General features: G+C 61.2%; 23 protein-coding genes. 8 read left to right on the top strand and 15 right to left on the bottom strand.

The window, feature by feature from the left end; translation table 11 throughout:
- The first annotated feature begins 29 nt into the window (after positions 1 to 29).
- The 5 genes from rbfA (at position 30) to WBQ96_RS17250 (ending at position 5,404) form a co-directional block, all read left to right on the top strand.
- Positions 30 to 440 carry a 30S ribosome-binding factor RbfA gene (gene rbfA / locus WBQ96_RS17270; RefSeq protein ID WP_336552228.1) on the top strand — a complete coding sequence of 137 codons (411 nt, stop codon included), beginning with the start codon at positions 30 to 32 and terminating at the stop codon, positions 438 to 440.
- A complete protein-coding gene (gene truB, locus WBQ96_RS17265; protein WP_336552226.1) occupies positions 440 to 1,387 on the top strand; it encodes a tRNA pseudouridine(55) synthase TruB in 948 nt (315 codons plus the stop codon). The genes rbfA and truB overlap by 1 nt, the downstream gene beginning before the upstream one ends.
- A 163-nt stretch (positions 1,388 to 1,550) precedes the next feature.
- Entirely contained in the window at positions 1,551 to 1,820 is a 270-nt protein-coding gene (gene rpsO / locus WBQ96_RS17260) for a 30S ribosomal protein S15 (protein WP_091911211.1), read from the top strand.
- Positions 1,821 to 2,143: 323 nt separating this feature from the next.
- Complete coding sequence (pnp, locus tag WBQ96_RS17255) at positions 2,144 to 4,291, top strand: polyribonucleotide nucleotidyltransferase (protein WP_336552224.1); 2,148 nt, start codon at positions 2,144 to 2,146, stop codon at positions 4,289 to 4,291.
- 93 nt (positions 4,292 to 4,384) lie between these two features.
- Entirely contained in the window at positions 4,385 to 5,404 is a 1,020-nt protein-coding gene (locus tag WBQ96_RS17250; RefSeq protein ID WP_165118908.1) for a class I SAM-dependent methyltransferase, read from the top strand.
- A gap of 21 nt (positions 5,405 to 5,425) precedes the next feature.
- Here WBQ96_RS17250 and WBQ96_RS17245 read toward each other — a convergent pair whose 3' ends face one another.
- From WBQ96_RS17245 to fabA, 4 genes are all read right to left on the bottom strand, one after another.
- On the bottom strand, positions 5,426 to 6,961 hold the full coding sequence (locus WBQ96_RS17245; RefSeq protein WP_165118907.1) for a putative bifunctional diguanylate cyclase/phosphodiesterase: 1,536 nt from the start codon (positions 6,959 to 6,961) through the stop codon (positions 5,426 to 5,428).
- Positions 6,962 to 7,051: 90 nt separating this feature from the next.
- The gene (gene fabI / locus WBQ96_RS17240; protein WP_336552221.1) at positions 7,052 to 7,861 is read right to left on the bottom strand and encodes an enoyl-ACP reductase FabI; all 810 of its coding nucleotides are present in this window, start codon (positions 7,859 to 7,861) and stop codon (positions 7,052 to 7,054) included.
- A gap of 13 nt (positions 7,862 to 7,874) precedes the next feature.
- Positions 7,875 to 9,098: a beta-ketoacyl-ACP synthase I gene (gene fabB, locus WBQ96_RS17235; protein ID WP_336552220.1), complete on the bottom strand. Its 1,224-nt coding sequence runs from the start codon at positions 9,096 to 9,098 to the stop codon at positions 7,875 to 7,877.
- Positions 9,099 to 9,128: 30 nt separating this feature from the next.
- Positions 9,129 to 9,644, bottom strand: a complete 516-nt coding sequence (fabA, locus tag WBQ96_RS17230; RefSeq protein WP_091911200.1) for a 3-hydroxyacyl-[acyl-carrier-protein] dehydratase FabA — start codon at positions 9,642 to 9,644, stop codon at positions 9,129 to 9,131.
- A 239-nt stretch (positions 9,645 to 9,883) separates the two neighbouring features.
- On the opposite strand from fabA, the gene irrA reads away from it, so the two are divergent.
- Both irrA and WBQ96_RS17220 read left to right on the top strand, forming a co-directional pair.
- A complete protein-coding gene (irrA, locus tag WBQ96_RS17225; RefSeq protein ID WP_091911198.1) occupies positions 9,884 to 10,312 on the top strand; it encodes an iron response transcriptional regulator IrrA in 429 nt (142 codons plus the stop codon).
- 16 nt (positions 10,313 to 10,328) lie between these two features.
- Positions 10,329 to 10,700 carry a DUF4260 domain-containing protein gene (locus tag WBQ96_RS17220; protein WP_336552515.1) on the top strand — a complete coding sequence of 124 codons (372 nt, stop codon included), beginning with the start codon at positions 10,329 to 10,331 and terminating at the stop codon, positions 10,698 to 10,700.
- On the opposite strand, the gene WBQ96_RS17215 is transcribed toward WBQ96_RS17220, so the two are convergent.
- Positions 10,697 to 11,260 carry an SH3 domain-containing protein gene (locus tag WBQ96_RS17215; protein WP_336552514.1) on the bottom strand — a complete coding sequence of 188 codons (564 nt, stop codon included), beginning with the start codon at positions 11,258 to 11,260 and terminating at the stop codon, positions 10,697 to 10,699. The two genes, WBQ96_RS17220 and WBQ96_RS17215, sit on opposite strands and share 4 nt — an antisense overlap.
- A 166-nt stretch (positions 11,261 to 11,426) precedes the next feature.
- Between WBQ96_RS17215 and WBQ96_RS17210 the strand changes: the two genes are divergently transcribed.
- Positions 11,427 to 12,428, top strand: a complete 1,002-nt coding sequence (locus WBQ96_RS17210; protein WP_336552216.1) for a 2-hydroxyacid dehydrogenase — start codon at positions 11,427 to 11,429, stop codon at positions 12,426 to 12,428.
- 6 nt (positions 12,429 to 12,434) lie between these two features.
- Here WBQ96_RS17210 and WBQ96_RS17205 read toward each other — a convergent pair whose 3' ends face one another.
- The 10 genes from WBQ96_RS17205 to mutM form a co-directional block, all read right to left on the bottom strand.
- Complete coding sequence (locus WBQ96_RS17205; protein WP_336552214.1) at positions 12,435 to 12,851, bottom strand: aconitase X swivel domain-containing protein; 417 nt, start codon at positions 12,849 to 12,851, stop codon at positions 12,435 to 12,437.
- The gene (locus tag WBQ96_RS17200; RefSeq protein ID WP_336552212.1) at positions 12,848 to 14,101 is read right to left on the bottom strand and encodes an aconitase X catalytic domain-containing protein; all 1,254 of its coding nucleotides are present in this window, start codon (positions 14,099 to 14,101) and stop codon (positions 12,848 to 12,850) included. The genes WBQ96_RS17205 and WBQ96_RS17200 overlap by 4 nt, the downstream gene beginning before the upstream one ends.
- On the bottom strand, positions 14,098 to 14,589 hold the full coding sequence (locus WBQ96_RS17195; protein WP_336552210.1) for a GNAT family N-acetyltransferase: 492 nt from the start codon (positions 14,587 to 14,589) through the stop codon (positions 14,098 to 14,100). Before WBQ96_RS17195 ends, WBQ96_RS17200 begins: the two co-directional genes overlap by 4 nt.
- The gene (locus WBQ96_RS17190; protein ID WP_336552208.1) at positions 14,586 to 15,353 is read right to left on the bottom strand and encodes a molybdopterin-synthase adenylyltransferase MoeB; all 768 of its coding nucleotides are present in this window, start codon (positions 15,351 to 15,353) and stop codon (positions 14,586 to 14,588) included. The genes WBQ96_RS17195 and WBQ96_RS17190 overlap by 4 nt, the downstream gene beginning before the upstream one ends.
- 31 nt (positions 15,354 to 15,384) lie before the next feature.
- A complete protein-coding gene (gene recF, locus WBQ96_RS17185) occupies positions 15,385 to 16,527 on the bottom strand; it encodes a DNA replication/repair protein RecF (protein ID WP_336552206.1) in 1,143 nt (380 codons plus the stop codon).
- Positions 16,528 to 16,570: 43 nt separating this feature from the next.
- Positions 16,571 to 17,689, bottom strand: a complete 1,119-nt coding sequence (gene dnaN, locus WBQ96_RS17180; RefSeq protein WP_336552204.1) for a DNA polymerase III subunit beta — start codon at positions 17,687 to 17,689, stop codon at positions 16,571 to 16,573.
- 209 nt (positions 17,690 to 17,898) lie between these two features.
- Entirely contained in the window at positions 17,899 to 19,434 is a 1,536-nt protein-coding gene (dnaA, locus tag WBQ96_RS17175; protein WP_336552202.1) for a chromosomal replication initiator protein DnaA, read from the bottom strand.
- 830 nt (positions 19,435 to 20,264) lie between these two features.
- Complete coding sequence (gene rpsT, locus WBQ96_RS17170) at positions 20,265 to 20,531, bottom strand: 30S ribosomal protein S20 (protein ID WP_091911182.1); 267 nt, start codon at positions 20,529 to 20,531, stop codon at positions 20,265 to 20,267.
- 167 nt (positions 20,532 to 20,698) lie between these two features.
- Positions 20,699 to 21,472 carry an enoyl-CoA hydratase gene (locus WBQ96_RS17165; RefSeq protein WP_091911180.1) on the bottom strand — a complete coding sequence of 258 codons (774 nt, stop codon included), beginning with the start codon at positions 21,470 to 21,472 and terminating at the stop codon, positions 20,699 to 20,701.
- A gap of 54 nt (positions 21,473 to 21,526) precedes the next feature.
- Positions 21,527 to 22,417 carry a bifunctional DNA-formamidopyrimidine glycosylase/DNA-(apurinic or apyrimidinic site) lyase gene (gene mutM / locus WBQ96_RS17160; RefSeq protein ID WP_336552201.1) on the bottom strand — a complete coding sequence of 297 codons (891 nt, stop codon included), beginning with the start codon at positions 22,415 to 22,417 and terminating at the stop codon, positions 21,527 to 21,529.
- Between the last annotated feature and the right edge of the window lie 10 nt (positions 22,418 to 22,427).

Genomic DNA, 22,427 nt, shown 5'->3' with positions numbered 1-22,427 from the left:
GCTCTCCATGATTTCAGGATTGCACAGATATGCCCCGTTCCCCTTCTTCAGGCCCCTCCCAGCGCCAGCTTCGCGTCGGCGAACAGGTGCGCCATGCCCTGTCCGAGATGCTGCAGCGTGGCGAGATACTGGATCCCGTCATCGAGACGACGGTGATATCGATCTCGGAAGTGCGCATGTCGCCCGATCTGAAGATCGCGACGGCTTTCGTCTCTCCGCTCGGCGCGCGCGACGACGCGGCGGTGATCGAGACGCTCAACAAGCATGCGCGGTTCATTCGTGGACGTGTTTCGTCGGCGTTGCGGCAGATGAAATACATGCCGGAATTCCGCTTCCGGCTGGACACGAGCTACGACAATTTCGCCAAGATCAATGAACTCCTGAAATCGCCGGTAGTCGTGCGGGATCTGGAAGCCGACGACGACAAGGAGCAGGAATAGTGGGGCGCAGGGGCAAGAAGAAAGGCCGGCCGATTTCCGGCTGGCTGGTGTTCGACAAGCCGATCGGCATGGGCTCGACCGACGCCGTCTCCAAGATCAAGTGGCTGTTCCAGGCCGAGAAGGCCGGCCATGCCGGCACGCTCGACCCGCTCGCTTCCGGCATGCTGCCGATAGCGCTGGGCGAAGCGACCAAGACGGTGCCTTACGTGCAGGACGGCGCCAAGGTCTACCGCTTCACCGTTGCCTGGGGCGAGGAGCGCTCGACCGACGATCTCGAAGGCCCGGTGACGAAGACATCGGAAAAACGCCCTTCCGAAGCCGAAATCCTGGCGCTGCTGCCTAAATACACCGGCGTCATCATGCAGATACCGCCGCAGTTTTCCGCGATCAAGATCGCCGGCGAGCGCGCCTATGACCTGGCGCGAGAAGGCGAAATCGTCGACATTCCCGCCCGCGAAATCGAAATCGGACGGCTGGAACTCATCGAAACCACGCCGGAAGGCAATTCGGTTTTCGAAATCGAATGCGGCAAGGGCACTTATGTCCGCTCGCTGGCCCGCGACATGGGCCGCGATCTCGAATGCTTCGGCCACATCTCGACGCTGAGGCGCACCGAGGTCGATCCTTTCACCGCCGAGGATCTTGTCACGCTGGAACAGCTGGAGGCCGCGGTGCCGAAGGCGGAAGAAGGGGAAGAGGTGGTGTTAAGCTACGATGCCATCGACGCCTATATCGTCGATACCGGCGCAGCATTAGAATGCCTGCCGCAGGTGGCGATCACCGACGATGCGGCTGCCAAGATAAGGCTCGGCAATCCGGTCATCATTCGCGGCCGCGATGCACCCGTGGAAGCCGAGGAAGCCTGCGCCACCGCGCGTGGGAAGCTGGTGGCGATCGGTGCGATCGAGGCGGGCATGTTCAAGCCAAAGCGGGTCTTTGCGGGTTAAAACGCTGACTTTTTGCCGGTTTTCGATTCGCTATGGCCTTTATCGGCTTTTTGCACTATATGCGCCGCAGCATCGCGCAAGATTGCGCATGTGTACTTGGCCCCCGCTGGACGACATCCCGGCCGTGGGCGTCCCGTTTCCTCAAATTGAAAGGAAAAACACGATGTCGATTACTGCTGAACGCAAGACCGAATTGCTTTCCGAATTCGCTACCGCCAAGGGTGACACCGGTTCGCCGGAAGTCCAGGTAGCGATCCTCTCGGAGCGGATCAAGAACCTGACCGAGCACTTCAAGGACCACAAGAAGGATAACCATTCCCGCCGTGGTCTTCTGGCCCTGGTTTCGCAGCGCCGCAGCCTCCTTGATTATCTCAAGGGCAAGGATGAGGCCCGCTACCAGACGCTGATCGAGAAGCTCGGCCTGCGTCGCTAAACTCCTGACCGGCGGATTTTCGTCCTGAAAGTCCGCCGGTCTTCTTATTCGGGCCTGCCCACTGCAGGTCCATGCATCCAGATGCCGAGGGCCTTGCGCCTGTCCGGCAGATCAGATGCCAAAGCAGGGTTTCGGCTGCAGCAGAGGGCAGCGCCGAGACCACCCATGGGACCAGTCATGGGGCAGGATTGCAGGATGCCTGGGGCGTTGTCGAACGCCGCTAATCCAGACCTCCCGTTGTCTTGCCCGTGGCTCGTCTGAAACAAGCCAGGAAACGCTGCGCGCATGCATTGCGCCGCCTTTCCGCATTTGAAGGACAAGACATGTTCAAACAACACCGCGTGGAAATCGAGTGGGCAGGACGCCCGCTCATCCTCGAAACCGGCAAGATCGCCCGTCAGGCTGACGGCGCAGTGCTCGCCACCTATGGCGAGACCATGGTGCTGGCCACCGTCGTCTCCGCGAAAGAGCCGAAGCCGGGCTTCGACTTCTTCCCGCTGACCGTCAACTACCAGGAAAAGACCTATGCCGCCGGCAAGATCCCGGGCGGCTATTTCAAGCGTGAAGGCCGTCCGAGCGAGAAGGAAACGCTGGTTTCCCGCCTCATCGACCGCCCGATCCGCCCGCTCTTCGCTGACGGCTACAAGAACGACACGCAGGTCGTCGTCACCGTCGTCCAGCACGATCTCGAAAACGATCCGGACATCCTGTCGATCGTCGCCACGTCTGCTGCCTTGACGCTCTCGGGCGTGCCCTTCATGGGCCCGATCGGCGGCGCACGCGTCGGCTACATCAACGGCGAGTACAAGCTCAACCCGCATGTCGACGAGATGCCTGAATCGCTTCTCGACCTCGTCGTTGCCGGCACCGGCGACGCCGTCCTCATGGTCGAGTCCGAAGCCAAGGAACTGCCCGAGGACATCATGCTCGGCGCCGTCATGTTCGGTCACAAGGGCTTCCAGCCGGTCATCGACGCGATCATCAAGCTCGCTGAAGTTGCCGCCAAGGACCCGCGCGATTTCACCTCGCCGAGCTATGCTGATCTCGAAGCCGAAATGCTGAAGATCGTCGAAGGCGAACTGCGCGACGCCTACAAGATCACCGACAAGCAGGCTCGTTACGCCGCGGTCGACGCCGTCAAGGCCAAGGTCAAGGCTGCATTCGCACCGGCCGAGGGCGAGGAAGCGAAGTATTCTTCCGACAAGGTCGCGACCGTGTTCAAGGAACTCCAGGCCAAGATCGTGCGCTGGAACATTCTCGACACCGGCTCGCGCATCGATGGCCGTGATCTCTCGACCGTTCGCCAGATCGTGTCGGAAGTCGGCATCCTGCCGCGCACCCATGGTTCGTCGCTGTTCACCCGCGGCGAGACCCAGGCTATCGTGGTTGCGACGCTCGGCACTGGTGAGGACGAGCAGTATGTCGACTCGCTGACCGGCATGTACAAGGAGAAGTTCCTTCTCCATTACAACTTCCCGCCCTATTCGGTTGGTGAAACCGGCCGCATGGGTTCGCCCGGCCGCCGCGAAATCGGCCATGGCAAGCTCGCATGGCGCGCCATTCGCCCGATGCTGCCGGCTGCCGAGCAGTTCCCCTACACGCTGCGCGTCGTCTCGGAAATCACCGAGTCCAACGGTTCGTCCTCGATGGCGACCGTTTGCGGTACCTCGCTGGCGCTGATGGATGCCGGCGTTCCGCTGGCCAAGCCGGTTGCCGGCATTGCCATGGGCCTGATCAAGGAAGGCGAGCGCTTCGCCGTTCTGTCCGACATTCTTGGCGACGAGGATCACCTCGGCGACATGGATTTCAAGGTGGCCGGCACGCAGGGCGGCATCACCGCGCTGCAGATGGACATCAAGATCGACGGCATCACCGAAGAGATCATGAAGGTCGCTCTCGGCCAGGCCAAGGACGGCCGCCTGCATATCCTGAACGAGATGTCCAAGGCCATCACCGAAGGCCGTTCGGAACTCGGCGAGTTCGCGCCACGCATCGAAGTGATGCACATCCCGACCGACAAGATCCGTGACGTCATCGGTTCCGGCGGCAAGGTCATCCGCGAGATCGTCGAAAAGACCGGCGCCAAGATCAACATCGAGGACGACGGCACGGTGAAGATCGCTTCGTCGAACGCCAAGGAGATCGAGGCGGCCAAGAAATGGATCCACACCATCGTGGCCGAGCCGGAAGTCGGCGAGATCTACGAAGGCACGGTCGTCAAGACCGCCGATTTCGGCGCTTTCGTGAACTTCTTCGGTCCCAAGGACGGCCTGGTTCACATCTCGCAGCTTGCCAACGACCGCGTCGCCAAGACGTCGGACGTCGTCAAGGAAGGCCAGAAGGTCTTCGTCAAGCTCATGGGCTTTGACGAGCGCGGCAAGGTTCGCCTGTCGATGAAGGTCGTCGACCAGGAGACCGGCAAGGAAATCGCGCGTGACAAGAAGGCTGACGGCGAAGAAAACGCCGCCTGATCGACGCGAATAATTAAATGAAACGGGCGCGCCGCAAGGTTGCGCCCGTTTTCTTTTGCCTCTGACGCCCAGCTCACGATATCAAGGCAGGCCATGTCCCGAGACGCACTGAAGACCCTTTTTCATCCCTTCGAAGCGGAACTGCTTGCAGCGCCGGGCAAGGGCGAAAAGGTGTTGTTTCTCGGGGCCGAGCCGGGATTTCAACGGCCCGAAGACTTTGATGCCGATCTATCGATGGTGCAGGGATTTCGCCCCTATGTCCGGGGTCTGGAGGCGGGTGGCTATGCCGTTTCGCCGCGTGCCGAGGGCGAAAACTTCGATGCTGCGCTGGTGCTGTGCGGCCGTCATCGCGGTGCCAATGAATTGCTGATTGCCGATGCGCTTCAACGGGTTCGCACAGACGGGCTGATCGTGGTCGCCGGCAGCAAGGACGATGGCATCGCCAGCCTGCGCAAGCGGCTGGACGAAATGGTTGCGATTGACGGACATGCCCCGAAGCACCATGGCGTGGCGTTCTGGTTCCGCCGACCGTCGAATGTGGCGCAGGCAATCGAATTGCTGCGCGCGGGCAATGGCGAAACGATCGTGGACGGACGCTTCCATACCGCGCCCGGCATGTTTTCGGCAGGCGAGATCGATGCGGGATCGAGGCTGCTGGTCGAGAATCTGCCCAAAAAGATCACAGGCGCCGTTGCCGATTTCTGCGCCGGTTGGGGTTACATCGCGGCCGAGCTTGCAGCCCACTATGCCAAGATATCGACGCTTGACCTTTATGAGGCGGATTTTGCCTCGCTCGAAGCCGCCAGGCGCAATGTGGTGGCCACCGCCTCCCTCGTGCCGCGTTTCTTCTGGCACGACCTCTCTGCTGAGCAGGTGGCCCATCGCTACGACCTGATCGTCATGAACCCGCCTTTTCATCAACGGCGGACGGCTGAACCGGATATCGGACAGGGCATGATCCGCGCTGCCGCTGCCGCGCTGAAGCCGGGCGGACGGCTGGTGATGGTCGCCAACCGGCAGCTTCCCTATGAAAAGACGCTGTCGGAAGCTTTCTCGGCGCAGGAAGAAATCTGCCGTACCGGGATGTTCAAGGTGCTTGGCGCGCGACGTTGAAGGCGATGAGACCGTACCGCTTTATGCGACGTGCCGCTCGCTGACGACACCGAGCTTGCCACCGCCGACGATCCTTAGGGGTGCCGGGCGTCCGAACAGATATCCCTGAACGACCTCGCAACCGGCGGCACGCAGAAGCGTTGCCTGGCTCTCGGTTTCCACGCCTTCGGCGATGGTGCGCACGCCGAGCGCGCGGGATAGTCCCACGATCGTCGAAACGACCGCGCCCGAGCTGTTTTCCGTATCGATGCGGCTGACGAAGGAACGATCGATCTTCAGCTTGTCGAAGGGGAAGTCCATGAGGTAGCTGAGATTGGAATAGCCGGTGCCGAAATCATCGACGGCAACGGAAATGCCCATCTCGGAAAGCTGCTTGAGGATGACGCCGGCGCGGTCGCGGTCCTGCATCATCGCCGTTTCGGTGACTTCAAGTTCAAGCCGCTTCGGCCTGATCCCGGTGCTGTCCATCGCGGCCTGGACGGTGCCGACGAAATCCTTGGTCATGAACTGGACCGGCGAGATGTTTACCGCAACGAAGCAGTCGTCTGGGAGATGCCTTGCGTCGCTGCAGGCTCTGCGCAGAACCCATTCGCCGATCGGGACGATCATGCCCGTCTCTTCGGCGATGGGGATGAATTCCATCGGCGGGATCATCCCACGCTCGGGATGTTTCCAGCGGATAAGCGCTTCGTAGCCGACGATGCGCCCGGTCGGAAGGTCGAGTTGCGGTTGGTAGTGGAGATCGAAGTCGCCGCGGTCGAACGCGATCTGAAGTTCGGCCTCTACCCATTGGCGATGGTCTGCCACGAGGCCCATATCCGGGTGGAACACCGACCAGCTGCCGATGCCGCTGGCGCGAGAATGCTGGAGGGCAAGGTTTGACCGGCGCAGGATGACAGCCGGGTCCAGGCCGTCCTTCGGCATGGCAACGATGCCGACCGACAGATTGATCGACTGGAGATGCGTCTTCAGGTGATACGGCTCCATCAGCCGGTCGATCAGCATCTCGACCAGCTTTTCCACCGACATCACGTCGGGGCGGTCCGGATAGAGGATCGCGAATTCGCCGGCACCGATCCTGCCGATCACCACGCCGCGCGGAAGATTGGTCTTCAATCGCTCGGTGAAGCGCTTGATAAGCTCGTCACCCTGGCTGTAGCCGATCGAATCGTTGATCTGCTTGAAACGATCGATGTCGATATCGATGAGGAAGACCGGCTTTCCGCTCTTCACCGTGGAAGACGCCGCTTCGCCGATCCTGCTCATCATGGCGGTGCGGGCGTGCAGGCCGGTCAGCTTGTCGAATTGCGTTTCATTATAGACGTAGCTGGCCGATTCATCGACGCCGGCATAGAAGGACATCGCCGATCCCGCGGCGGCCAGTGCGCAGAGGGCCGCGATGATGGCCATGACCATTTCAGCATTCATGCCGGCGAGGCCGTCGCCGAACCCGAATTTCAGGCCCCATATGCCCAGCATGAAGCTGCCCATGCCGGAAGCGGCAATGGTAATCAACCGGAAAACCGGGCTGCGGTTTGGATCTGTGGCCGCTGGCATGCACTAAGTCCCTAACTTACGGGACCTTTTCGCACACATCCCCTTAAAATCGGTTTCGCTTAAACTGTTTAATTTTACAGGAAAGCGGAATTATTCGCTGCCATCCGACTGCTTCAATTCCTCGAGCGTCGGCATCGAGACGATGTGGTAGCCGGAGTCGACATAGTGGATTTCGCCGGTGACACCCGATGACAGGTCCGAGAGGAGATACAGAGCCGACCCGCCGACCTCGTCGATGGTGACCGTGCGGCGCAGCGGCGAATTGCGCTGCTGGTAAGAGAACATGTGTCGCGCATCGGCAATGCCGGCGCCGGCAAGCGTGCGAACGGGGCCGGCCGAAATCGCATTCACGCGGATGCCGCGCGGCCCGTAGTCGTCGGCGAGATAGCGCACACTGGCCTCGAGCCCGGCCTTGGCGACGCCCATGACGTTGTAGTTCGGCATGACGCGGGTCGAGCCTGCGTAGGTCAGCGTGATCATCGATCCGCCTTCCTTCATCAGGCCGGCGGCATGGCGCGCCACTTCGGTGAAGGAATAGCAGGAGATCACCATTGTCCGGACGAAGTTCTCACGGGTCGTGTTGGCGTAGAGACCCTTCAGCTCGTTCTTGTCGGAAAAACCGATGGCGTGCACGATGAAGTCGATGCCGCCCCATTCGCTGCCGAGTGTCTCGAAAACCGCCGCAATGGATGCGCTGTCCTCGACATCGCAAGGCAGCACCAGTGAGGCATTGAGCTTCTCGGCTAACGGCTTCACGCGGCGGCCGAAGGCCTCGCCCTGATAGGTGAAAGCCATCTCCGCGCCATGGGCGGAAAGCTGCTTGGCTATGCCCCAGGCAATAGAGTGATCGTTGGCGACGCCCATGACGAGGCCGCGCTTGCCCTTCATCAAACCTTCCATCGGAAGAATATCCTTAGCCGTTGTGACGCTGGAAAACGAGCGTGGCGTTCGTGCCGCCGAAGCCGAACGAGTTCGACAGCACCGTGTCGATCTTGGCGTTGTCGATGCGCTTGCGCACGATCGGCATGCCTTCGAATTCCGGGTCGAGTTCTTCGATATGGGCGCTCTCGCCGATGAAACCGCCCTGCATCATCAGGATCGAATAGATCGATTCCTGCACGCCCGCAGCCCCCAGCGAGTGGCCGGTGAGCGACTTGGTCGAGGTGATGTTCGGTATATTGTCGCCGAACGCCTCGCGGATGGCGCCCATCTCCTTGGAATCGCCGACCGGCGTCGACGTGCCATGCGTGTTGATATAGTCGACCGAATCCGAAACCGTCGCCAGGGCCTGCTTCATGCAGCGTATTGCGCCCTCGCCGGACGGGGCGACCATGTCGTAGCCGTCGGAAGTCGCGCCGTAGCCGACCAGTTCGCAGTAAATCTTGGCGCCGCGAGCCTTTGCGTGCTCCAGCTCTTCGAGAACGAGCACGCCGGCACCGCCGGCAATGACGAAGCCGTCACGGTTCACGTCATAGGCGCGCGAGGCAACGGATGCGCGATCGTTGAACTTGGAAGACATTGCGCCCATCGCGTCGAACAGGTTCGACATGGTCCAGTCGAGATCCTCGTGGCCGCCGGCGAACATGACGTCCTGCTTGCCCCACTGGATCATCTCGGCGGCGTTGCCGATGCAATGCGCCGAAGTCGAGCAGGCCGACGAGATCGAATAGTTGACGCCGTGAATCTTGAACCAGGTCGCGAGCGTCGCCGAAGCGGTCGAGGACATGGCCTTTGGCACGGCGAACGGTCCGATGCGCTTCGGGCTGTTGTTTTTCAGCGTGATTTCCGACGCTTCGACGATGGTTTTCGTCGAAGGACCGCCTGAGCCCATGATGATGCCGGTGCGTGGGTTGCCGGAGATGTCGGTCTCTTCGAGGCCGCTGTCGGCAATCGCCTGCTTCATGGCGACGTGATTCCACATGCCGCCCTGCGACAGGAAGCGCGCGGCGCGACGGTCGACCAGTTCGGTGGTGTCGAGCGTCGGCGCACCCCAGACCTGGCAGCGGAAACCGTGTTCGGCGAAAGAATCGGAGAAACTGATGCCGGATTTGGCATCATGCAGCGAGGCCTGGACCTCCTGCGCATTGTTTCCGATGGACGATACGATTCCAAGGCCCGTGACAACGACGCGTCTCATAAGTACTCCTTCGTGACTGCGTGCCCGCGGTCAGGCTGCTTCCTGCTTGGCGAGACCGACCCGCAGGTCCGTTGCCCTGTAGATAGTCTCACCGTCGGCCTTTAGCCAGCCATCGGCCGTGCCGAGCACCAGCCGGCCGCGCATGACACGCTTGAAATCGATGCCGTATTCGACCTTTTTGACCTTCGGCGTCACCATGCCCTTGAACTTGACCTCGCCGGTGGACAGCGCCATGCCCTTGCCGGGTTCGCCGAGCCAGCCCAGGAAGAAGCCGGTCAACTGCCACATGGCATCGAGGCCGAGGCAGCCCGGCATGACGGGATTGCCGATGAAGTGGCAGGGGAAGAACCAGAGGTCCGGCTTGATATCGAGTTCGGCGCGCACAAAGCCCTTGTCGAACTCGCCGCCGGTTTCGGAAATTTCGGTGATCCGGTCGAACATCAGCATCGGCGGCGCCGGCAGCTGCGCGTTTCCTGGCCCGAACAGTTCACCGCGAGCGCAGGCGAGCAGTTCCTCATATTCGTAGCTGGATTTTGCAACCGCCATGAAATCTCGTCCCTGTATGACTTCCGGGAGCTTCCGCTCCGCTTTGTCCTAGTTCACTAACACAGTCTGTTTCCGCTCGGAAACCGCCGTTTGCGATTAGCCTGCCGGTCTCCCTGGGTCAATGTGCGCCTATTGATCGGTTTGCCCCGACAGAATATATGTCAAGGAACGTATGGCTTTTATCACGCGAAAATCGTGTGGTGAATTTCGTAATGAGATGAATTGGATTTGGCGGATTGATGGATTTGACCGTCCCGAACAAGATTGCAGTCGATGAACGTGTGCGCGAAGCGGGCCTGCGCCCGACGCGGCAGCGTGTCGCGCTCGCCAATCTGCTTTTCGCCAAGGGCGACCGTCATCTCTCGGCTGAGGAACTGCACGAAGAAGCCGTTGCAGCCGGCGTGCCGGTGTCGCTGGCAACCGTCTACAACGCTCTTCATCAGTTCACCGAGGCCGGCCTGCTCCGCATTCTGGCTGTCGAAGGTGCAAAGACCTATTTTGACACCAATACCTCCGACCATCATCACTTCTTCATCGAAGGTGAGAACAAGGTCTTCGACATCGCATCCGGTCCGGTGAAGGTGCTCAACCTGCCCGAACCGCCCGAAGGCATGGAAATCGCCAACGTCGACATCGTCGTTCGCCTTCGTCCGAAGCGGGGCGGCTGAGCCGCACATGGGCTCGTTGCGGCCCGTTGACCTCATTGTCAGGCTTGAATGGATTGTCGTCGCTGTTGGAGCGATAGCGGCCTATGCATTTGCCGGCGGCTCGTGGCCGCTCTTTGTGCTGCTGATTCTGGCGCCTGATCTTGCGATGCTGGGCTATCTGGCCGGGCCGCGCGTCGGCGCCTTCGCCTACAACATGCTGCATGTCCTGATCTGGCCCTTGGTGATGCTGGCGGTCGGCCTCTACATAATCGGTGACGCCTTGGTGGTGCAGATCGCATTCATCTGGATCGCCCATATCGCGATAGATCGCGCTCTTGGCTATGGACTGAAGCTCTCGACCGGGTTCCAGGATACGCATCTCGGCCGCATAGGCCGAGACAAAACCTAATCCTTGACCTGCTCGCCCGGATAGGCCCCCCAGACCTGCGTCTGGTTGATCCAGCCGGTGTGGCCGTCGAAGGTCATTTCGCACCAGTCGCCGTTGCACGACTTGATCGTTCCGACCACGCCCGGCTCGATGATGGCGACCGCTCGCGCCTCGTTGTCCGGCTTGGCCATCAGTGAGATCTTGGCATCCTTGCCGCGCTGCCATGGTGCGGCAATCGCCGTGCGCCGGCCGGACAGCAGCGACTGGTTGATCCAGCCTTCCGAGCCCTCGGCATCGCGCACCCGGCGCCATGTGTCGTATTCCTGGATGATCTCCATCGGCAGGCCCGGCTTCATATAGAGCCAGTCCACGCCATAATTCAGGCCTGGTCCGATGCGCGAATTGACCTTGCCCGACTTGAGGCTGACGAATCGCGGCAAAGGCAAGCCGCTCGGCCCCCTGGTGATCTCCTGGCCGGGTGCGGCTGCCCGGCCAGCCGTTATCAAGGCCCCCGTCGAGACGAGGGCGAGGCCGAGCACGGCTGCACCAAACGACATACGAAGCGACACGAACCCAAACACTGCCATTCCTTTGCAAGCTCTGCGGCGCCTTACTCATGGCGGCCGCGCCCTTTTTCTTTGTCTTCGACGAGACTGCTTGATACACAGTCAGTCTCGCCAAGACTGGTTTTCAGTTTCGCTCGTCTTGGTTAAAGAGGTCTCAACAGGATCCGGATTCGAGGAAACAATGGCCGCTAAAAAGAAGCCCCTCGTGGTGATCACGCGCAAGCTTCCGGATCAGGTGGAAACCCGCATGCGCGAGCTTTTCGACGCGCGGCTGAACCTCGAAGACCGCCCGATGAGCCAGCCGGAACTGGTCGCCGCGGTGAAAGAGGCGGATGTCCTGGTGCCGACCGTGACGGATCGAATCGATGCCGCGCTTATCGAGCAGGCTGGCGAAAAGCTCAAGCTGATCGCCAATTTCGGCAACGGCGTCGACAAGATCGACGTGGCGGCGGCCAGCCGGAAGGGAATCACCGTCACCAACACGCCCAATGTGCTGACAGAAGACACCGCCGACATGACGATGGCGCTGATGCTGGCGGTGCCGCGGCGTCTTGCCGAGGGCGCCAATGTTCTGGAAGGCGGGACAAAATGGGCCGGCTGGTCGCCGACCTGGATGCTGGGCCGCCGCATCTGGGGCAAGCGTCTCGGCATCGTCGGCATGGGGCGAATCGGCACCGCCGTGGCGCGCCGGGCCAAGGCCTTCGGCCTGTCGATCCACTATCACAACCGCAACCACGTGCTGAAAAGCGTCGAGGACGAGTTGGAGGCGACCTATTGGGAAAGCCTTGACCAGATGCTTGCCCGCATGGACATCATCTCGGTCAACTGCCCTTCGACGCCGGCGACCTTCCATCTTCTTTCGGCGCGCCGCCTCGCGCTACTGCAGCCCACGGCCTACCTCGTCAACACGGCGCGCGGCGACCTGATCGACGAGGACGCATTGGTCAAGTTGCTGCAGGACGGCAAGCTGGCGGGCGCCGGCCTCGACGTCTTCGAGCATGAGCCGGCGGTCAATCCCAAGCTGGTCAAGCTCGCCGCCAAGGGCAAGGTCGTCATCCTGCCCCATATGGGTTCCGCGACGATAGAAGGCCGCATCGACATGGGCGAGAAGGTCATCATCAATATAAGAACCTTCATCGACGGCCATCGCCCGCCGGACCGGGTACTGCCGAACCGGGTTTGAACGGCTTCAGGGTAGCGTAGTGATCGCCCCTTCTTCGGAAATTTCGACAAAGCGATTGGCGAAAACGGTGAAGCCTTCCCGGTCAAGTTTCACCGCAATCGGCGTCTGCCAGCCCATTTCGCAGGCGACGATCAAGCCGAGAAGCAGGATCGCATCAGGTTCGTGAAGAACCAGTGCCGCCGGGGCGTGGCCATTGTGAACGAGTTCCATAAGCACCGCAGAGGCTGACGATGAGCCGATCGTTCCGGGCAGGCAAAGCACTTTGCCGGAAATAGTCTCTCCATGCTGCGGATGACGGACATCCGCAATCTTCCCCGTTTTCGGGTCGACGCCGCCCCAGAATGAGATCGGCGCGGTCAAAACCAGCGCCTCGCCTTTGCTGGCACTGCCCGCAACGAGAATTTCGCATTGCAGCGCACTCACGATGCGATTTCCGTAAGTATTGGCTTACCTATAACAGCGCTTTCGACGCAGTCCGCAAGCGAGCCGTAAAGCACGGCATAGCCGGTATTGCCCGGCGCATACTGCGCAAACTTTCCCGAATTGGTCATCAGGACGCCGTCCCGCAAGTCCGGCAGTATCGGCGTCACGACCACGCAGGTATCGGCGACGACGACCACGCCGCAAGCTTCCAGCGCCTTGCGTTGACCGGTCTTTTCCAGTTCGGAAAGAACATGCCGCCCGGTGCAGGCGTAGACCGGAATTTTTAAACGGCGTCCGCCAACCAGCCTCTCCAATGCATCGAATTCGGACAGGGATAAATGAGGGCTGCCGATGGCGACGGCGTCGATCGAGCTTGCTGCTTCCGCGGTCGATAGCCGCCGCTGGGTATCGAAGGCCATCTGCGGCGTTACATTGATCGTCGTTTCCGGCACCTCGCCGCCGAGGACTGCCGCCAGATCTGGCGCTTCCGGCGTCACACCGGCGATGTGAAACAACCCGACCGCGCCAGACGATGCAGCTGCGGCACCAAAGGCCTTTAGCGCATCCTCGCCGGGATGCTTCGATATACCCGTCACGACCCCGACGGCGTTTCCCACTTCGCGTCCGTAAAGGCTGCCGAGAACCGGCCAGGCGATTTCGGAGGTGAGGAAGGCGGCGGGCAGGGCGGACACGTCGAACACGAGCGTCGCTCGCCGGTTTTCCGGCCGGTGCAGGCCGTAATCCGGCGCTCGCCCGGTGATGGCGCAGGCGATGTCGAGGAAATCGCCATAGCGGTTCGTGCGCGCACCCAGCACGGAATTGCAGAACACGACTGCGTTGGACTCGCCCCAGGCGACGTCGGAGCCGAGAGCCGGCCGGTGGCCGGCCTGATAGGGTGCGCAGGTCCAGCTCTGCTCGCAGCCGAGCTTGCGATAGGCGTCCATCATGCGCCGCGCCATGCCACGCGCGGGCTCCTCCAGCCGCACCCGTGAACAGCCCATCAGGTCGAGCGCGCCGACATTCAGAGTCGAGCGAACGGCCACTTTTGCACCACCTTCGACGAGCTTTTCCGCGAAAAGCGTGCCGGAATCGCCATGATAGAGCGCGCCGTCGATGTGGGCCGAGGCTACGGGGATAAGGCGCGGGGCGCCGAGCAAACGGGCGCTGTCGATGACGATGCGCATCGCCATGGCCTGGCCGTCGCTGCCGGCGGCAATTTTTCGCTCCGCGTCAGAGAGTTGGAGGCTCAAGCCAGTGCCTTCCGCATAGTCAGGGAAGTTGGCCGATTGTAACCGGGATGGGCCGTGCGTTCGGTTTCCTGAAATCCCAGCCGCTGAAAGGCTTTGTGGTTGCCGGTCAGCTCAATGCGCGTCTGCAATTCGATCGCGGGCTTGCCGTGCTTCCGGGCGTGCTGCTCGGCAGCGCCGAGCAATCGCCGGCCGATGCCCTTGCCCTGCGCGGCCGGATCGACCGCGAGCTTGCCGACATAAAAGTGATCCGCCTTCTCCGCCACGAAGATGCAGCCTAGCAACCGCTCACCATCGGTGGCGAGAAAGACCGTTTCCTGCGCCGCCTTCGCGCGCAGGCTTTCCGGCGTCAGCGCCAAGGCGGAAGAGGGCGGGTCGATGACGTCGTTCATATAGGCGAAGGCGTTCAGGATAAGCGCCAGAAGGCCGTCCCAGTCCTGAAAATCCTCTTGGATCAGCTCGATGGTCAACTCATTCGCAAACCCGCTCATGCAGGCCTCTTGTAGCGCATCGTGTCGAAGCGCGCGGCCAATGCGTCGTAAAGCAACAGCCGTCCAACAAGCGGCTCGCCTATCCCGGTGATGAGCTTGATCACCTCCATCGCCTGCAGCGTGCCGATCACGCCTGTCAGCGCGCCGACGATGCCGGCCTCGGCGCAGGACGGCACCAGTCCCGCCGGCGGCGCTTCGGGAAACAGGTCGCGGTAACTCGGGTTTTGGACGCCCTTTGCGTTGGTCTCGAAGGGTTTCAACACGGTGATAGAGCCGTCGAACCGCCCGACAGCGGCATGCACCAGCGACCGGCCTGTCGCAGCGCAGGCGTCGGCGACGGCATAGCGCGTCTCGAAATTGTCGGACCCGTCCGCGACCATATCGTAGCTGGCAATAAGATCCGGCGCGTTTCCTTCGCTCAAGCGAAGATTATGTAATTCCACACTAACGTTCGGATTGATGCGATGGAGTGACGCCTTCGCACTTTCCAGCTTCGACATGCCGATCGCGCCGGTATCATGGATCACCTGACGCTGGAGGTTGGAGAGCGATACCGTGTCGTCATCGACAATGCCGAGCGTGCCGACGCCGGCAGCCGCCAGGTATTGCAGCACGGGTGCGCCGAGCCCGCCGGCACCGATGACCAGCACGCGCGCGCGCTTCAGCTTCTGCTGGCCCGCGCCGCCGATCTCCGGCAGCACGATATGGCGCGCGTAGCGTTCGAGTTCTTCGTCGTTAAGTGGGGGCGGGCTGGAAACGTTCATGAGGTGATCATACCGGCCGGCAATCTGCTTGTCAGGCGTCTTCCGTAGGGCGCACCGAGCCATGGTCGACGGTCAGGAATTGCGCTTTGCCGCGCAGGCTCGAAAACAGCGCGGCTTCCGTGCCGGTCATGAAAGCCTGGCAGTCCAGTTCCTCAAGGATCGCAAACAGTGCTGCCCGCCGTCCGGCGTCCAGATGCGCGGCGATCTCGTCCAGCAGCAGGATCGGCACCGTGCCGGACATCTCTCCGCAAAGCCTTGCATGCGAAATAATGATGCCGACCAGAAGCGCCTTCTGCTCGCCGGTCGAGCAGAGTTCCGCCGGCATCGCTTTTGGCCGGTGGCTGACGATCAGGTCGCTGCGATGCGGCCCTTCCAGGGTGCGGCCGGCGGCACGATCACGCTCGCGGCCCTCGGCCAGCATGCGGCGAAAATTTTCCTCGATCTCAACGGCAGGCTGCAGGCCGATCTGATTTTCCAGCGTGCCGGCAAGGCTGATGTCGGCCTGCGGAAAAGGCCCGGTCGCTGGCAGCTTCTCGATCATCGCGGCCAGCAGGCGCACCATCTCGGCACGCGCGGCGGCAATCGCCACGCCGGTTTCGGCCATCTGCGTCTCGATTGCCTCGAACCAGCCGCGGTCGCGCGATTCTTCGGCCAGAAGCCGGTTGCGGCCGCGCATCGCCTTTTCGTAGTCCAGCGCGCGCTGGCCATGGCTGGCATCGATTGCCAGAACGAGACGGTCGAGGAAGCGGCGGCGGTCTCCAGCGGGGCCGGTGAACAGCGCGTCCATGGCCGGCGTCAGCCAGATCACGCGCAGCCATTCGAGCATGTCCTCGGCTGATTTGGCATTGGCGCCATTGATGCGCACGCGCCGGCCCGCTTCGCCGGGGGCGTCGCTGCCAGCTGTCCCGGTACCGATTTCGGCTTCGCCATTCTCGCCCTCGACACGGGCATGGACCGTAAAGCCGCTGTCGCTGCCTTCGCGGGCAACGTCGCCATAAGGCGCGCGGCGCAGGCCCCTGCCGGGCGTCAGGAAGGAAATGGCTTCGAGAAGATTGGTTTTGCCGGCACCGTTGTCGCCAGTGAAAACAACTGCGCCCGGCTGCAAGTCGAGCGAAAGCCCGGCGTAATTGCGGAAATTGGTAAGCGTTAGCTTACTTATGTGGGTCGACGCCAAATCCGTCTACCTGCCTGTCGACGCAGTTCCAGCCGTCGCGCGCCTAGACACGCATCGGCATGAGCACGTAGAGCGCATCCTCGTCCGACATATCGTGGATAAGCGTTGGCGAACCGGCATCGGCCAGCATGAATCTCGCTTCGCTGCCTGAAAGCTGGGCCGCCACATCGAGAAGGTACTTTGCATTGAAGCCGATCTCGATCGGGTCCGACGAATAATCGGCGGCGAGTTCCTCGGTGGCGCTACCCGAATCCGGGTTGTTGACGGCGAGCGTTACCTGGCCTTCCGAGATCGAGAGCTTTACGGCGCGTCCGCGTTCGGACGAGATCGTCGAGACGCGGTCGACCGCGCGGGCAAAGCTTTCGCGGTCGATGACCAGCTTCTTGTCGTTGCCGGTCGGAATGACGCGCTGGTAGTCCGGAAAGGTTCCGTCGATCAGCTTGGAGGTCAGGACGACGCTGCCGATGGTGAAGCGGATCTTCGTGTCGGAAAGTTCGGTGGTCACGGCAACGTCCGGGTCGTCGACCAGCTTCTGCAATTCACTGACGGTCTTGCGCGGGATGATGATGCCCGGCATGCCCTCCGAGCCCGCCGGCGCGTCCATTTCGGCGCGCGCGAGACGGTGGCCGTCGGTCGCGACGGAGCGCAGCTTCAGCTTTCCGGCCGATTCGATGGCGTGGAAGTAAATGCCGTTGAGATAGTAGCGCGTCTCCTCGGTGGAGATGGCGAACTGGGTCTTCTCGATCAGGCCCTTCATGGCCGCCGATTCGAGGCGGAAGATATGCGAGAACGAGCCGGCCGAGAGTTCGGGGAAGTCCGACTGCGGCAGGCATTGCAGGCGGAAGCTCGATCGCCCGGAGACCACGGACATGGCATTGCCGTCTTCGTCGGTCTTCAGCATCACTTCTGCGCCATCCGGCAATTTGCGCACGATATCATAGAGAAGATGCGCCGGAACCGTCGTTGCGCCGGCTTGCTCGACCTTTGCCGCGGTGGCTTCGGTCACCTCGAGATCCAGATCGGTCGCCTTCATTTCAAGGCTCGCCCCGTCGGCGCTCAACAACACGTTCGACAGAATCGGTATCGTGTTGCGCCGTTCCACCACGCGGTGAACGTGGTTGAGAGACTTCAGGAGGTTTGAGCGTTCCAGGATAACACGCATGACGAAACAAGCTCGCTTGAATGAAGAAACGGAATTCCGGGCTCGGATTCCCGCGAAAGTCCCAACAGGGCCGGATTTCGGTCAAACTGACAGGAAAAAGTCGCGAAAGGCAAGCCCGCGACGCTGCTCAAAAGCAGTTCCGCGGGCTTTTTGGGGATAACCTTGCTGCGACAGGTGGCCGCCTGTGCAAAGCGGCCAATTTGTCCTGTTCAGGCCTGGTCGGTAATGAGCCGGCGGAGCAATTCGAGTTCCTGCGCCAGCGTGTTGTCGCCGCCGGAGAGATCCTCGATCTTGCGCACTGCATGCAGAACGGTGGTGTGGTCACGTCCGCCGAAACGCCGTCCGATTTCCGGCAGCGAGCGCGGTGTCATCACCTTTGCCAGATACATGGCGATCTGGCGCGGCTTGACGATGGTGCGGGTGCGGCGGTTCGACAGAAGCTCGGTCTTCGAGACGTTGTAGTGGCGCGCGACGATCCTCTGGATGTCTTCGATGCGCACCCGTTTCGGCTCGCCCGAGCGGTAGATATGACCGAGAATTTCATCGATACGCTCGATGCTGATCTGCGGTTCGAAGGATTGACGGAAAAGCAGCTGGTTGAAGGCGCCTTCCAGTTCGCGGCCGCTGCCGGTGACGGTGCGGGCGACGTGGGAGAGAACTTCTTCGTCGATATGCAGGTTCGCATCGTCTGTCTTGGCGCTGGCCAGCCGCGACTGAAGCATGCCGAGCCGCATGCCGTAGTCGGGCGCCGACATTTCGAGCGCCACACCGCCATTGAGGCGCGAGCGAACGCGCGGCTCGAGCGATTCCAGTTCTGCCGGCGGCCGGTCGGCGGCAACGACCACCTGTTTGGCGCTGTCCAGCAGCATGTTGATCAGGTGGCAGAATTCATGCTGGATCGACTTGCCCTGCAGGAACTGCATGTCGTCGATGATGAGCAGGTCGATGTCGCGCAACTGCTCCTTGAGGGTCAGGGCGTTGTTGTCACGGATCGCGGTTGCGAAGCGCCACATGAAATATTCGGCGGTGAGATAGACCACGCGGGATTTCGGGTTCTGCTTCAGCGACTCGGCCGCAATCGCCTGCAAAAGATGCGTCTTGCCGAGACCAACGGTGGCGTGAAGGAAAAGCGGGTTGAAGCGCGATGTCGATTCAGCAACCGCTCGCGACGCCGCGAGCGCCACGCGGTTGGACGGGCCCTCTATGAAGGACTGGAACGTATAACGCGCATCAAGCGGCGAGCCGAGCACGCTCTGGCGGAAGTCGCTGTCGGCCGTATGAGGACGGGGCGATGCCGAGCGTTCCATTCCGGGTGCACTGACGGTTGTGCCATTCGAAAGGGCGCTGTGCGTCTGCCGGACGGGCTTGCGTGCCGTCGACTGCTCGATTTCGTCGGAAATCGGGGCAAGCCGCGTCGCCGTGCGCACGACGATGTCGATTTTCAGGATTTCAGGGTCTTCCTGCTTCCAGAGCTCGGCAATGAGGTCGAGATAGTGGCTGTTGATCCAGGAACGCAGGAAGGCCGTGGGCACAGATATGCGCACCAGGCCCTTGGAGGCCTCCGTCAGCTTCATACGGCCGAACCAGCTCGAATAGACTTCGCTTCCCAGGCGTGCCTTCAGTTGTGCCTTGACCCGGTCGAATGCCTTCTCCGCGCCGCCTGAAGCCGCCATGTCGTTCCCCTCGATCAGATTTGCTGGAAACAGGAGGCCAGATTTGGCTTCCTTCTCGATGCCGCTATGCATTTTTAATAATCCCTCGTCTTCCATACTCACTCGGCCTGCCGAGAACGCGTAATTCCGCGCCCCCCTCTGAGGCAGTCCACACACTCAAACACCGTTGCCACCGCACTTGGCACCGTGCCTACTCAATCACTCAGGCCGCAATTAACTGCGACCGCCGCTTTAATCAAAGCGGCAAAACAAAACCTTTCCGGCGCACGCGCCAGAGCACAATTCCACAGTTTTAATCTGCCTTACCCCACTCGCTATTCACGTCCAAAAGGACAAACCATACGCGTCCGCAGACACTCGTCTGCGCCAAAATCCTCAGATTTCCAGCTAGGTCTTTTAGGCCGTTGGCCCGTCCCTTTTGATGAAGCGACATTACAAAAAACGCTGTGGACAGGGCAAGGCCGCATCTAACCCTTTTTTAACGAATCTGATCAGGGAAACGCTTGACTCGTATCCCGGCCCACGGGCGAGAATCGACAAAAGTCTTTCGATTCAATCCCTTTTCCGGCGCATACGAATTTGGGCCCTCGCTGGGAAAATAATTTAAATATTTCCCTTGACAGCTAATTGTTCACCGGCGTCCGGTGCTCTCGTGAACAAGCTGTGGACGACCATCTGTAAGCCCATGATAAAGAACGACAATTTCTGACAGGGCATATTTTGTTGCGGGTGCTAACACCGATCCTGAACATAAGAAAAGGCGCATATGCCGGCAAAGTATTTCCGTCCTGCCAAAGCTTACCCTGGGGCAGTGCCGAACGGATTTTCCAAACCGTTGTTCGGCAAACGAAAAAACCCGGCGGGTTAGGCCGGGTTTCGATATTCGATGCTAACAATGGCTGTTAGGCAGAAAGCGTCTTCAGCCGCTGTGCAAGGCGGGAAACTTTCCGCGATGCGGTATTCTTGTGCAGGACGCCCTTGGTGGCGGCGCGCATCAGCTCGGGCTGTGCGGCCAGGAAGGCGGCTTCTGCTGCCGTCTTGTCGCCGGCGGCCAGTGCCTCTTCGACCTTGCGGACATAGGTGCGAACGCGCGACCGGCGGTTCTTGTTGACCGCGGCGCGACGTGCGATCTTGCGCGTTGCCTTTTTGGCCGAGGATGTATTGGCCATGATGCCTCTCTCGTGTCTCAGTGAAAGCGTCTGGAGAATATTCTCAGAGCGCAAAAAACAATCGGGCAGCCACGGGGCCGCCTCGGTTGGTGCGGCTTATAGTGCAGCTTTTCTCGCCAGTCAACGCAGTTTCGACTCTGATTTTGCGGTCCGCGCCATGCCCTCGCTCAACGGTTCTTGAAGTTGGCCGTGCGTTTTTCAGCGAACGCCGCCATGCCTTCCTTCTGGTCGTCGAGCGCGAACATCGAATGGAACAGCCGGCGCTCGAAACGAAGGCCTTCCGAGAGCGTCGTCTCATAAGAACGATTGACGGCCTCCTTGGCCATCATGACGGCCGGCAACGAGAAATCCGCAACCTTCGTTGCTGCCTTCAGCGCCTCTTCCAGAAGCTCTCCTGCCGGCACCACCCGCGATACGAGGCCCGAGCGCTCGGCCTCGGCTGCGTCCATCATGCGGCCGGTAAGGCACATGTCCATCGCCTTGGATTTGCCGACGAAACGCGTCAGCCGCTGCGAACCGCCCATGCCCGGCATGACGCCGAGCGTGATCTCGGGCTGGCCGAATTTCGCATTGTCGCCGGCAATGATGAAGTCGCACATCATCGCAAGTTCGCAGCCGCCGCCCAGGGCGTAGCCCGACACCGCGGCAATGACCGGCTTGCGGATGCGGGTGAAGGCCTCCCAGCCGGAGAAGAAGTCTTCCATATAGGCGTCGATGTAGCTTTTGGACTGCATCTCCTTGATGTCGGCGCCGGCGGCGAAGGCCTTTTCTGAACCGGTGACGACGATGGCGCCGATCCTGGGGTTTTCCTCGAATGCCTGGCTTGCCGCGAGCAACTCGGTCAGCACCTGCGTGTTCAGCGCGTTCAACGCCTTGGGCCTGTTCAGTGTGATAAGGCCGACCTTGCCGCGTGTTTCGACGACGATCGTTTCATAAGCCATCTGGCGAAGTCCTCCTGTTTTCCGGATAGCCGAGACGGCTTTCTATCGATTTACCTACCGCTGGCAGGAGGAGCAATAGAAGGTGGACCTGCCGCTCTGCACAACCCGTTCGATATGTCCGGCACATCCAGGCGTCGGGCAGGCGACACCCTCGCGGTCATAGACCGAAAAGGAATGCTGGAAATAACCGAGCGATCCATCGGTGTGGACATAGTCGCGAAGCGAGGAACCGCCTGCCGCAATCGCATCGGCGATCACCGAACGGATTGCCACGGCCAGCTTTTCGCTTGCCTCGGCGGCTTTCTTGCCACGCACGGCAATTGTCCCGGCAGCCCTCAGGGGGGACAAGCCTGCACGCCACAGCGCTTCCGAGACGTAGATGTTGCCGAGCCCCGCGATAAGACGCTGGTCGAGCAAGGCCGCCTTGAGCGGCGTCTTCTTGTCCCGAAACAGATCGGCAAGCAGCTTGCCGTCCAGCGCGTTGCCGGTAGGCTCTACGCCGAGGCCGGCCAGCATCGGATGGTCTTCGGCCAGGCCTTCGGCAAAAAGCATGAAGCCGAAACGCCGCGGATCGTTGAAGACGATGCGGGCCGGGTCGCCTTTCGGCGTGGTCAGGTTGAAGACGACATGATCGTGCGCGGAAGCCTTGGAACGCTCATGATGAAAGACGCCGGGCGTATCGGGATCGCCATCCGTCTCGATCCGGAACGAACCGGACATGCCGAGATGGCAGATGAGGACAGGTCCGTCCTCGATATGGGCAGTCAGGTATTTCGCCCGCCGGCCAAGCGCGGTTACCGTCCGGCCTTCCAGCCGTTCGGCGAAGCGTTCGGGGAATGGGTAGCGCAGGTTCGGACGCCGCGTTTCCACGCTGACGATACGCGCGCCTTCCAGAACCGGCTGCAATCCGCGCCGGACCGTTTCTACTTCGGGCAGTTCAGGCATGTTGTGTAAT

The sequence above is a fragment of the Mesorhizobium sp. CCNWLY176 genome (assembly GCF_037153935.1).
GTDB lineage: Bacteria > Pseudomonadota > Alphaproteobacteria > Rhizobiales > Rhizobiaceae > Mesorhizobium_M > Mesorhizobium_M zhangyense.
The sequence above is the reverse complement of the archived record's forward strand: the minus strand, read 5'-3'. Positions and strand labels throughout refer to the sequence as shown.

Bases quoted from the DNA above. Each gene is read 5' to 3' on its own strand.
- mutM (WP_336552201.1), bottom strand. From the start codon at position 22,417: ATGCCTGAACTGCCCGAAGTAGAAACGGTCCGGCGCGGATTGCAGCCG.
- WBQ96_RS17195 (WP_336552210.1), bottom strand. From the start codon at position 14,589: ATGAGCGGGTTTGCGAATGAGTTGACCATCGAGCTGATCCAAGAGGAT.
- WBQ96_RS17190 (WP_336552208.1), bottom strand. From the start codon at position 15,353: ATGAACGTTTCCAGCCCGCCCCCACTTAACGACGAAGAACTCGAACGC.
- WBQ96_RS17250 (WP_165118908.1), top strand. From the start codon at position 4,385: ATGTCCCGAGACGCACTGAAGACCCTTTTTCATCCCTTCGAAGCGGAA.
- dnaN (WP_336552204.1), bottom strand. From the start codon at position 17,689: ATGCGTGTTATCCTGGAACGCTCAAACCTCCTGAAGTCTCTCAACCAC.
- fabB (WP_336552220.1), bottom strand. From the start codon at position 9,098: ATGAGACGCGTCGTTGTCACGGGCCTTGGAATCGTATCGTCCATCGGA.
- pnp (WP_336552224.1), top strand. From the start codon at position 2,144: ATGTTCAAACAACACCGCGTGGAAATCGAGTGGGCAGGACGCCCGCTC.
- WBQ96_RS17210 (WP_336552216.1), top strand. From the start codon at position 11,427: ATGGCCGCTAAAAAGAAGCCCCTCGTGGTGATCACGCGCAAGCTTCCG.
- rpsT (WP_091911182.1), bottom strand. From the start codon at position 20,531: ATGGCCAATACATCCTCGGCCAAAAAGGCAACGCGCAAGATCGCACGT.
- fabA (WP_091911200.1), bottom strand. From the start codon at position 9,644: ATGGCGGTTGCAAAATCCAGCTACGAATATGAGGAACTGCTCGCCTGC.
- WBQ96_RS17165 (WP_091911180.1), bottom strand. From the start codon at position 21,472: ATGGCTTATGAAACGATCGTCGTCGAAACACGCGGCAAGGTCGGCCTT.
- rpsO (WP_091911211.1), top strand. From the start codon at position 1,551: ATGTCGATTACTGCTGAACGCAAGACCGAATTGCTTTCCGAATTCGCT.
- dnaA (WP_336552202.1), bottom strand. From the start codon at position 19,434: ATGCATAGCGGCATCGAGAAGGAAGCCAAATCTGGCCTCCTGTTTCCA.
- irrA (WP_091911198.1), top strand. From the start codon at position 9,884: ATGGATTTGACCGTCCCGAACAAGATTGCAGTCGATGAACGTGTGCGC.
- fabI (WP_336552221.1), bottom strand. From the start codon at position 7,861: ATGGAAGGTTTGATGAAGGGCAAGCGCGGCCTCGTCATGGGCGTCGCC.
- WBQ96_RS17245 (WP_165118907.1), bottom strand. From the start codon at position 6,961: ATGCCAGCGGCCACAGATCCAAACCGCAGCCCGGTTTTCCGGTTGATT.
- rbfA (WP_336552228.1), top strand. From the start codon at position 30: ATGCCCCGTTCCCCTTCTTCAGGCCCCTCCCAGCGCCAGCTTCGCGTC.